The organism is Nitrospirillum guaranorum, assembly GCF_034653275.1.
Taxonomy (GTDB): domain Bacteria; phylum Pseudomonadota; class Alphaproteobacteria; order Azospirillales; family Azospirillaceae; genus Nitrospirillum.
In genome coordinates this window covers 713150-723363 of record NZ_JAYEES010000002.1, presented here as the reverse complement: position 1 = coordinate 723363, position 10214 = coordinate 713150, and the positions used below count along the sequence as shown (strand labels likewise).

The 10214-nt window shown below is 65.5% G+C and carries 9 protein-coding genes; all 9 read right to left on the bottom strand.

Features of this window, described 5'->3' with window-relative positions; all coding sequences use genetic code 11:
- Positions 1–782: 782 nt before the first annotated feature.
- Complete coding sequence (locus UAJ10_RS08775; RefSeq protein WP_322915000.1) at positions 783–1247, bottom strand: hypothetical protein; 465 nt, start codon at positions 1245–1247, stop codon at positions 783–785.
- Positions 1248–1257: 10 nt separating this feature from the next.
- The gene (locus tag UAJ10_RS08770) at positions 1258–1707 is read right to left on the bottom strand and encodes a hypothetical protein (protein WP_322914999.1); all 450 of its coding nucleotides are present in this window, start codon (positions 1705–1707) and stop codon (positions 1258–1260) included.
- Entirely contained in the window at positions 1704–2675 is a 972-nt protein-coding gene (locus tag UAJ10_RS08765) for a hypothetical protein (RefSeq protein ID WP_322914998.1), read from the bottom strand. The genes UAJ10_RS08770 and UAJ10_RS08765 overlap by 4 nt, the downstream gene beginning before the upstream one ends.
- A gap of 50 nt (positions 2676–2725) precedes the next feature.
- Positions 2726–3211, bottom strand: coding sequence for a hypothetical protein (locus UAJ10_RS08760; protein WP_322914997.1), 486 nt, complete (start codon positions 3209–3211; stop codon positions 2726–2728).
- An 89-nt stretch (positions 3212–3300) separates the two neighbouring features.
- Positions 3301–3777 carry an Hcp family type VI secretion system effector gene (locus UAJ10_RS08755; protein ID WP_040848882.1) on the bottom strand — a complete coding sequence of 159 codons (477 nt, stop codon included), beginning with the start codon at positions 3775–3777 and terminating at the stop codon, positions 3301–3303.
- 147 nt (positions 3778–3924) lie between these two features.
- On the bottom strand, positions 3925–6597 hold the full coding sequence (tssH, locus tag UAJ10_RS08750) for a type VI secretion system ATPase TssH (protein WP_322914996.1): 2673 nt from the start codon (positions 6595–6597) through the stop codon (positions 3925–3927).
- 218 nt (positions 6598–6815) lie between these two features.
- Positions 6816–7898: a type VI secretion system baseplate subunit TssG gene (tssG, locus tag UAJ10_RS08745; RefSeq protein WP_322914995.1), complete on the bottom strand. Its 1083-nt coding sequence runs from the start codon at positions 7896–7898 to the stop codon at positions 6816–6818.
- Complete coding sequence (gene tssF, locus UAJ10_RS08740) at positions 7895–9727, bottom strand: type VI secretion system baseplate subunit TssF (RefSeq protein WP_322914994.1); 1833 nt, start codon at positions 9725–9727, stop codon at positions 7895–7897. Before tssF ends, tssG begins: the two co-directional genes overlap by 4 nt.
- The gene (gene tssE / locus UAJ10_RS08735) at positions 9720–10211 is read right to left on the bottom strand and encodes a type VI secretion system baseplate subunit TssE (protein WP_004273669.1); all 492 of its coding nucleotides are present in this window, start codon (positions 10209–10211) and stop codon (positions 9720–9722) included. The genes tssF and tssE overlap by 8 nt, the downstream gene beginning before the upstream one ends.
- Positions 10212–10214: the final 3 nt, after the last annotated feature.

The following is a 10214-nucleotide window of genomic DNA, read 5'->3' as shown; positions in this document are numbered from 1 at the left end:
GCCCATTCCCCCTCAACCAGCAACCCGACCTTCGCCAGCGCCACCCCCACGCGCCGGAACGCGCGCGGGGGACAGCGGCCCCAGCACCTCTGAGTACCCGAGTAACCCCTTCGATGGAGATTTGCATCAAGATAGTAGAGGCATAATCGTCAGGCATATTCGCGAGGGTCATGTACGGCACATAAACAGCCAATATGGGAAAATTGAATGTGGTTATGATGCTTGCACTGGCGACGTAAAACATGATCATTCTTCGGTTGTTTTTATAAAATGCACAGTTTGCCGGCATCTGTGCAGCAGATTACAGCAAGACATCCTGGCTTTATCTCTGTAGATGAACGGAGTGATTTATTCGGAATGCCTGAGCATGCGTTTCCTGTCCTGTACCCCGACAGCGGAGACACCGGTTTTGAAACAGGAAGGGAGGTGCGGCCAGCGCGCGGATCTCTCGCCATGCGCCGCCCGCAAAGCTGTCCTTAAATCGGCCCCGCACCTGGGATTTCTGGCGCCATGCAAGCGCCTGGCTGGCCGGCCCGGCCCGCCGCCATTGCTCCGCGAGGGCTCACGAGTCAGCCCGCCGGAAGATGGGTCCGGCCTTTTCCTTTTACATACGGCGGAACCGTTGGTGGCAGAACCATGCCGAGGCCGACCTGCCCAAAAGAGTAGGGCGGATCGGGCGATCGGGCTGATTCAATTGGGGCGGCCGAATACGACGGGAGCCCTGGCAGCAAGCGCCTGCCATGAGAGGCTGGCCCCTCCGCGAGAGCAACCGCTGTGACCGGCTATTCCTTGCGGTAGCGCAACAGCCACGTGATGGTGGAGAGTTGGCTTAGAACGGCGAGGGTGGTGAACGACCCCACCATGATCAAACCCGCCCCTCCCCTCACCGGCTCTTCTGTTGGCGTAGTCAAGGCCAGCGCAAGCGCTGCGGCACCCGCCAGCACCTCGGCGCACAATACCAACGTCAGTAGCGTGCGAACGATATCCTGAGTCCGGGGCGGTACTTTTCCCCAGAAGATCAGACGGAAAGCGTACAGCAGGAACCAGACGAACAGCATCGCCGGCAGCCCCACCGGATCAAGGATGCCAAAAGGATCGGCATGAGCCCGGATTTGCAAGGAGGCGGCAATGCTGGTGGCGGCGAAGACGATCCCCGGCAGGGCCAAACCCAGGGTGAGATAATAGCCGGTGGAGGGGCGGCGCCAAGTTGGACGCGACGCGGCGCTCGTCATTGTCGAAGCGTCCATGCCTGCCCTCTCACTCCTTGCGGTAGCGCAGCAGCCAGATGACCGTCGGAATCTGGCAAAGGCAGGTAAAAACCATGAAGATGGACACAATGGCGCGATCACCATCGTCGGGTGGCGGCGAGACCGACCACTGAACATAGAATAGAACAAGGGCAACCACAGCCCCAATAACTTCCAATATAAAGATCAGCGTTATGAATTGCCGCACCAGCGCCTGCAACGATGCAGAAACGCGAGCCGAAAATATTAGCCGATACAGAAAGCCGAGCGACAATGCGAACGTAAAGACGAAGGGCGTAACAGAACCATAAACAGCCAGGACGTCAGCATGTTTAAGAATAGCCAGGGTTCCGCCCAAACCAACAGAAAGAAATGCTAAACCAACACCAGCCAAGGCTAGGCTATATAAATAGCCAGGCGATGGCTGCCGAAGATTCGCATGTCGATAAAGCTCGTTCATTTCCGTTGCACCGCCACGCTATGGACTTCCAGACGCTCGGCTACTTGGTGAACAAGAACGGCATCCGCCTCTTTCCCCTGAGCCTCGTTTGATGAGAGTTGTTCGCGGACCATGAGACCACCAGACCCTGAACCGGCGACACGGGGAATAATATCAAGAGTGACAGCAGCCCGTATCTGTTGAGCGCGGAGTTGCGAGCGTAAGTGCGCACGTTCGGCCACCTGCGCATATCGATCCACGCGCGCCATATTCGCCGTTCGGCTGCCAAGCTTCTCAGCGGCGTTCGCCGTGACAATATCCGCCCTGAGCAGTTCGCGCGCCTCTTTCAATTCCCGAAGCGCCCGAGCCCCGCCCACCGCTATATCCGGCAATGTCATAACGGTGGCGATGATCCGCATCGTCTCGGTGCGTTCCCTCAAGCTATTCGCTGTACCATCTTTGCCAGCTAGTTCAAGGCCATAAATGGCGCCATCGGCCCCCAACAGGAAAGTTCCCCCCATGAATGCTAGAACACCCAAGGCCCCTAGGCCCGTGGGGATCAGGGCTATGGATGCTGCGACGCAAATCACATCCAGCGCGACGGCCAAAGCGTCGTCCTTATGGGCGATGCTGTTGAACATGTTGGTTACAGCCTGCGCCATGGCCAAGTTAGCCTGGCTTTCCGCCAGCGCTGCTTGCCCCTCGGCCTCCATGCAGCGATCGATGAACGCCTTTACCCGGTGCCAAAAGTCAGAGGGGGGAGGATGGTTGGGGACACTGGCGGGAATATGATTCCATTGAAAAACGACGTTATCGCCGAATCCGCCACCATCCCAGATTGGCGCACGCAGAGGATAGACGAAACCTCCAGTCGCCCAGGTAATTCCCACTTCGGGACCGCAAACGCGATTGACGTACGGGATCAAATAGGCGGACGCCTCGTTCGCATTCTTATAAGGACCCCAGTCATTATCCAGGACGATTGCCATGGCATTTCTCCCGATCTTACTTGTTTGGATTTAAATATCTAACAAATCTATTAGGGCTGGCGCGGCGGGGGATGCAGGTATTCTTCCGGGGTGGGGCGCGCCGGACAGTCGATGTCCTTAAGCACATACAAATAGTCGTTGGACCGATCCGCCGGTTTGAAGCAGCGCTTATACCCATGCGCCGACGCCCAGAGATCGCCGGCGAAGATGCCGATAAGCAGTGAGGCCACGAAGGCGATGGCCGAAATCTGAATAATCCGGATCTCAAGGGTCATCGGCTCTCGGTATTTCCGGGCCATCGCGACGTACATCGCGATCCGTAGTCCATATAGGAAAGGTCCGGCGAAGAAGCAGAACACGTACCTGTCGAACAGTACGTGATCCGGATGCGTGTCGAACACCAGTAGGTCGGGGTAGGACGCCCAGATCAGCCAGATGCAAAATATAAGCAGCAAGTCGAAAAAATAAAAATACCAGGTATTCAAGGACGGCCGGTCGTGTCCTTGTCCAATGAGGCCAACATTCGCGGCAGTCATGTTCGTCATCCTGGCCGAACTCCAGGCAACATCGAACGCGGCGTGAGCCACGCGGGCGTGAAAACGCCCGCGTGGCTGCCGTAAACCGATCAAGCCGACTTGGTGGTGGCCAGGTCGTAGGAGGCGATGATCGGGGACTGCGGGTTGTGCTGGCTGTCGTAGGGGGTGTACTTCATCTCCACCTTGGTGAAGTTCAGCACGATCTGCTCTTCCGGCCGGTCGCTGGAGGCCGAGATGTTGTAGGACGAGATCAGGGTGTTGGTCAGGGTGAACTCGATATAGGTGTCGCCCGGGTTGCCGCTGGTGACGATGTGGATCTTGGCGGTCACGCCCGAACGGCCGCTGCAGGCCTGGGAGAACAGCTTCACGGAGGAGCTGTCGCTGGTCTTGGTCAGCACGACTTCACGCACCGACGGCTCGGAACCTTCGCGATTGGCGGTGGCGCCGGCCAGGGTGTTCATGGACCGGGTGACACCCCACTGCAGGGTCTTGATGTCGGTCCACTGCTGATGGTTCTGCTGGGTGGCGTCGCCGGAGATGCCGTCGATCTGCAGGTAAATGGGCATTCGTAGTTCTCCTCACTTCATGGACTTTGGTTGAACGCGGGTTTGCGTCGATGCACCGGACTGGCGGGCGGCCAGCGGCCGGTGCGGTAGGTACGGTGCGCCGGGTGACCCCAAGCGGCTTGGGTCCGGGCAGGGCCTTGGCGGCCCTTATTCCGCCGCGGACTCCACCATCGGCCTTTCGGCCAGTGGCACCGTCTGGATGTCGATCCGGAAATCCCCGGCCTCGTCATCCCAATCCACGGTCGCGGCGGCGACGGTGCGCCGGGCGGCCAGGGTTTCCAGAAGGCGCTTGGACAGCGCCGGCATCAGGCTGCGCGACAGCACATGGTCGATGGCGCGGGCCCCGACGTCGCTTTCGCCGCAGCGGGCCACCAGCCGTTCGACCACGGCGGGCGACACCGACAGGGCGGCACCATAGGTCTGCTCCACCCGCTGACGCAGGCGGCCCAGTTGCAGGCCGACGATGTCGCGCAGGCGCTCCGCCGTCAGCGGCAGGTAGGGCACCACCGTGACCCGGCCCAGGAAGGCCGCCTTGTAGTGCTTCAGCAGTTCCGGGTGCAGCGCGGCCGTCAGCCCCGCCAGATCCGGCAGGGTCTCGCGGTCCGCCGCCAACGCGGCCAGCAGGTCGGAACCGGCATTGGAGGCCATCAGGATGGTGGTGTTGCGGAAGTCGATGTCGCGACCTTCGCCGTCGCGCAGCACGCCCTTGTCGAACACCTGGTAGAAGATGTCCTGCACGCCGGGGTGCGCCTTCTCCATCTCATCCAGCAGCAGCACGCCGTAGGGCCGGCGGCGCACCGCCTCCGTCAGGATCCCGCCCTCGCCATAGCCGACGTAGCCGGGCGGCGACCCCATGAGGAGGGAGACCTTATGCTCCTCCTTGAACTCCGACATGTTGATGACGGTCAGGCTTTGCTCCCCGCCGTACATCATGTCGGCCAGCGCCAGGGCGGTCTCGGTCTTGCCCACGCCGCTGGGGCCGGCCAGCAGGAAGATGGCCGGCGGCTTGCGCGGGTCGGCGATGCCGGCGCGGGCGGTGTGCAGCACGTCGGCGATCAGGTGCAGCGCGTCGTCCTGGCCCACCACCCGCTGGCCCAGGCGTCCTTCCAGGCCCAGCACCGTCTCGATCTCGCTGGACAGCATGCGGCCCACGGGGATGCCGGTCCAGCGCGCCACCACCTCGGCCACCGCCTGCGCGGTGACGTCGTGGTGCACCAGCGGCTGCTCGCCCTGATGGTCGGTCAGATCCTGATGCAGGCGGGCATGGCGGCCGCGCAGGGCGGCCACGTCGACCTCGCCCCCGGTGGCGCTGCCCTCGGCCGCCCCGCCCAGCTTGGTTTCCAGGGCGCTGCGCACGCCGATGATCTCGTCGATCAGCCGGCGTTCCTCCGTCCAGCGCTGGTGCAGGTCCGCCTGCCGAATCTGGGCGGCGGCCAACCGCTCATCCAGGGCGGCGACGGCGGCGGCGTGGTCGGCGCCCAGCGCCATCTCGCGCAGCAGGGAGGCCTTTTCCACCTCCAGCCCCTCGGTCTCGCGGGCCACGGCGTCCAGCGCCTCGGGCCGGCCGGCCTGGCTCATGGCCACCATGGCCGCCGCCGTGTCCAGCACGCTGACGCACTTGTCGGGAAGCTGCCGGCCGGTGATGTAGCGGTGGGACAGGTGCACCGCCGCCCGCACCGCCGCGTCCAGGATGCGCACGCCATGGTGCTTCTCCAGCGTCGGGACCAGGCCGCGCATCATGGCGATGGCGGTCGCCTCATCCGGTTCGTCCACCTTCACCGGCTGGAAGCGGCGGACCAAGGCGGCGTCGCGCTCGATATAGCGCTTGTATTCCGCCCAGGTGGTGGCGGCCACCATGCGCAGCGCGCCACGGGCCAGATCCGGCTTCAGCAGGTTGGCGGCGTCGCCCTGCCCCGCCTGGCCACCGGCGCCGATCAGGGTGTGCGCCTCGTCCACGAACAGGATGATGGGCTTGATCGAACCCTTGACCTCATCGATCACGCCCTTCAGGCGGTTCTCGAACTCGCCCTTCACACCGGCGCCGGCCTGCAGCAGGCCGAGGTCCAGGGTGCGGATGCTGACCTCGCGCAGGGCCGCCGGCACCTCGCCCGCGGCGATGCGCAGGGCCAAGCTCTCGACCACCGCCGTCTTGCCCACGCCGGCCTCACCCACCAGGATGGGGTTGTTCTGGCGGCGGCGGGTCAGGATGTCGATCACCTGCCGCACCTCGGCATCGCGGCCGGTGATGGGGTCGATGCGGCCCTGGGCCGCCTCCGCCGTCAGGTCGATGGTGTAGGCGTCCAGGTTGGGGGTACGCCCGCCAGGCTTGCGCGCGGCCTGGCCGTCAGCGGCGGCGGCGCCCTCGGGAACCTCGGCCTCGATCAGGGCGTCCAGCGCCTGCGGGTCGATGGCCTCCAGCGCGGCGGCCAGGTCACCGAAAGCCAAGGCGCCCTTGTCGTCAGCCACCAGGGCCGCCAGCAGGTGCAGGGGCGACACCGCCCCGGCCTTGAAGCGCAAGGTGGCCAGGAACCAGGCCTCGCGCATCAGCGACACGACGCGCGGCGAGAAGGCCGGGGCGCGGCTGCTGCCGGTGCGGCAGCGGGCAAGCCCTCGGTCCAGCGCGCGCTCCAGCGCCTCTGGCCCCAGGCCCATCTTGGGCAGCGCCTGGCGCAGGCCGGTGTCCGGCCGGTCAAGCAAGGCGTGCAGCCAATGCTCGATCTCAATCTCATAGTGGGTTTTGGCCATGGCGCCGCCCGCGGCGGCTTCAAGCGCCCGGCGGGCCGTGGCATCCAGCCCATCGACCAGCGTCCTTAGATCCATCGAATCCATTTCAAGACCCGCGCTTTTGGTTGACGTATTCCCCTACCCCCATCGTCCGACCCAGGTCCGCCGATGGCACGACTGCAAAAATAAAACTCGAACGGCGATTGGAACTTACCCGATGGTTATAGTATCGAATTTTCCATCTGTTATTATGCCGTTCATGTAACATTACATTAATAGAATGGCATTACTTCCGATATATGCTTCAGGTGATACTAATCTGTGTCATTGATACTGATGATTGCATCGTCCGGGTCGTGCAGCATGGGCAGCGACGCCAGCCAGCTGTCGTAGCCCAGGCGCGGACCCGTGCCGTCCCGCCCGTCCAGCTGGCAGGGCGGCACCTCCTCCCGGTGCAGCACCAGTTGCACGTCGAAGCCCAGCTCAGGCCCGGCATAAAGACGCGCCAGTTCCACCAGGCGCGTCAGCCCCGGCCGGCCCGGCAGGTGTTCCATGAACTGGCGCCGCGTCAGGGGGCCCAGGATGATGCGGAACTGGCCCTGCACATCCCACATGCGGGCGCCGGCCACGGCATCCACGCCCAGGCGGTTGTAGGCAGGCGCCTTACCACCAAGGCGCAGGCAGGTCTGCTCCTCCGCCGGGATGGCGATCCAGCGGCCGGCGAACTGCCGCACCTTGACGGGCAGGCCGCAGGCGTCGGCCAGCATGCGCTCCAGCGAAATGGCCGCGCGCGGCTGCTGGCTGAACAGGCCGGCGTAATAAACCGCCACCTCGTCCCGCACCGACAGGCGGCCCCGCAGGTGGCCGGTGCCGAAACCGGCGATGCCGAACAGGGCGGCCGTGGCGGCGTCCCCGCCCTCCAGCCCGCGATGCTCGTACAAGGCCGGCAGGCGATAGCGCCGCCAGGCGCGGAACAGCAGGGTGGCGATACGGTCGTTGAACAGGTCGAGGAAGGCGGCGAAGCCCGGCGTGCGGTCGCGCAGGCTGCGAATGGCCGTCTCGGTATAAGCCTGCGGCAGGGCCGAGACGGGCCCCGTCAGGGTCATGACGTTCAGGTCAAGCCGGGCGGGCTCCGCCGCCGCGCCCTCTTCCCCGCCTTCAGCCGGGTGGGGCAGGTGCAGGCGCTGGATCTCATGCGCCGGGAAGCACAGCGACTGGTGCGCGGCGAAACGGATGGGCAGTTCATCCTCTTCGGCGGAGGCGCCGAACTGCCGTTCCAGCAGCTGGATGGCGCGGAACAGGTCGAAGCGGAAGGGTTCATGCCGCAGCATGTCCAGCAGGGCGGGCGAACCGCCCCCCGATGAGGCGCGCGTCGGCAGCGGCGCGATGGCGTTCATGCCGTCACCTTGGCGCCGATGCGGGCGCCCCAGCGGACCAGCGCCTCCTTCCGGCCCTTCGCCCGCACCGTCAGCCGGGTGAAGGAGTTGATGGAGGTGTAGAGGGCGAAGAAACGCTCCAGCACCGCCGAAGGCAGATAGATGCCCATGGCGCCCGCCCGTTCCGGATCCATCACCAGGTCGATGTCCACGCCCCGGCACAGGGCGGCGAAGTCGGCGTGCGGCGCCCGGGCCGTGGCGCGGCGGTAGCCGATGCCGGTGACGCTGTCGATGATGGCCCGCGTCTCCGGCGTGTCCTTGAGGTCGTAGAGCTTCAGCAGCTCCCGCAACGCCGCCGCGCCGCCCTGGCCGTCCCCCTTTTGGCCGTCCATCAGCGACAGATGGTTGAGGTTGAGGTGGGAGATCAGGCGCCAGCGCGCGCCGTCGCCCGTTTGCGGCCGCACCACCGCCGTGGGCGGCGTCAGGCAGGTGACGCCGGCGATGGGTCCGCCCTCCGTCAGGTGCATGCGCGGATGGCCGCCGCCGAAGGGCAGCTGCGCCGGCAGGTCGCGGTTGAAGCATAGGGTCTCCACGCTGACCGTCCAGTCGGGCGGCGCGTTGGGGTTCAGGCCCAGGTCGACCAGCGACAGATACATCTCGCTGCTGGCATCGCGCCCGCCCCGGGGGCGGCGCATGGCGTGCCAGAAATGCTGGTGGCGCGAGGGGTCGGTGCCGTGGTGATTGCCGTAGAGGGGCAGGAACTCCGCCTTCTCCCCTCGGGGGGAAGAGGCCCGGACCCGTTCGATGGCGTAGATCTCGCGCGCCTCCGGCCGGCGGGCGTCGGCCTGCACCAGGTATTCGGTGGCATCATGGCCCAGGATGATGGGCTCGGCCGACTGCCGGAACAGATTGACCACGGGGGCGCAGCCCAGGGCGAATACCTGCGGCCGCACCAGCCGTTCCCCCTCGGTCCACACGCGGTCGAGGTAGAGGTAGACCTCCATGTGCTGGCCCACGCCGCGCAGGGACCGCGCGCTGAGGCCGTGCAGATCGACGAACAGGAACTTTTCCGGGAAGGCGAACAGCTCGCTCAGCAGGCGGTAGCCCAGGAAGGACTGGGCGCCATAGGGCACCATGCCGTCCTCGGGCTCAAAACCCACCGGGGCCAGGTGGTCGGGGCCCAGCTCGACGGGATTGGGATCGTTCACATCCTCCACCACCGCCATGCCGACGACGTTGTTCAGCAGCAGCTCGTGCAGGGTGAACGCCACCTCCGGCGGGCCGGAGAGGAACAGGCGCAGGCGGTCCACGCCCAGGTCGGTCAGGCCTTGGCCCTGGGCGGTGGAGCTGATCTTCAGCCGCAGCACCGACTTGGCCTGCCGGGTCGCCGCCACCAGGGGGGCCGCCGCCGGCAGCGCGGCCAGGCTGGCGGCCGTCACCTCCACCGGCCAGATCTCGGCCGGCATGGTGGTCTGGAAGCGGCAGGCCTCGCCTCGCACCGCCTCCGTCTCCACCTGCGCGCCGCGCGGCACGGTGAAACTGCCCGTCAGCTCCGGCGCCGCCTTCATCTGCACGATGGCCATGGAAGGCAGCGGCGTCACGTAGTGGGGATAGAGCACCCCCAGCAGGGCGTCGGTCAGCTCGGGAAAATCGTCGTCCAGCTTCTGCCGCACCCGCGCCGTCAGGTAGGCGAAGGATTCGATCAGGCGGGCGACATGCGGATCGTCCACCGTGGTCGGGCTGATGCGCAGATTGCCCGCCACCTTGGGGTGCTCACCCGCGAAGCGGGTCGCCGCCCGCCGGATGGCCGCCAGTTCCTGGTTGTAGAAGGACAGGAAGGTGTCAGGCATGGGGGTCGCCCTTGATCAGAAAGGTCTGGCTGACGGGGTCCAGCACGGATTCGAAGACGATGGGCTCCGGCGAAGGATCCAGGCGGATCACCGCCTCCACCCGGAAGCGCAGCGTGCGGTCCAGGTTGCGGCCGCCATTCAGCAGGGTGACCGCCACAGAGGAGAGGCGCGGCTCGAACTCGCGGATGGCCACTTCCAGCGCCCGGCCGAAGGCGGCTTGGCGCTCGGGCGCCGCCATGCTCATAGCCGTGAAGTCGGGGATGCCGTACTGCAGCGGGGAGCGGTGCAACTCGCCCACATCATTGCCCAGCTTGCCCGGCCGCCGCCGCGTATTCAGCATGGCCTCCAGATCCCGACGGATGGAGTTCTTCAGCTGCGACAACGCCGCGTTCCAGCCGAGGCTGCGCACCGCCGGCCCTTCCACCGGCTGGATCAGCCGGTCGAGAACGGAGGGCACGATGGTGGCGGGCTGTTGCGCGGGCATGGC

Bases quoted from the DNA above. Each gene is read 5' to 3' on its own strand.
- UAJ10_RS08775 (WP_322915000.1), bottom strand. From the start codon at position 1,247: ATGGACGCTTCGACAATGACGAGCGCCGCGTCGCGTCCAACTTGGCGC.
- UAJ10_RS08770 (WP_322914999.1), bottom strand. From the start codon at position 1,707: ATGAACGAGCTTTATCGACATGCGAATCTTCGGCAGCCATCGCCTGGC.
- UAJ10_RS08765 (WP_322914998.1), bottom strand. From the start codon at position 2,675: ATGGCAATCGTCCTGGATAATGACTGGGGTCCTTATAAGAATGCGAAC.
- UAJ10_RS08760 (WP_322914997.1), bottom strand. From the start codon at position 3,211: ATGACTGCCGCGAATGTTGGCCTCATTGGACAAGGACACGACCGGCCG.
- UAJ10_RS08755 (WP_040848882.1), bottom strand. From the start codon at position 3,777: ATGCCCATTTACCTGCAGATCGACGGCATCTCCGGCGACGCCACCCAG.
- tssH (WP_322914996.1), bottom strand. From the start codon at position 6,597: ATGGATCTAAGGACGCTGGTCGATGGGCTGGATGCCACGGCCCGCCGG.
- tssG (WP_322914995.1), bottom strand. From the start codon at position 7,898: ATGAACGCCATCGCGCCGCTGCCGACGCGCGCCTCATCGGGGGGCGGT.
- tssF (WP_322914994.1), bottom strand. From the start codon at position 9,727: ATGCCTGACACCTTCCTGTCCTTCTACAACCAGGAACTGGCGGCCATC.
- tssE (WP_004273669.1), bottom strand. From the start codon at position 10,211: ATGCCCGCGCAACAGCCCGCCACCATCGTGCCCTCCGTTCTCGACCGG.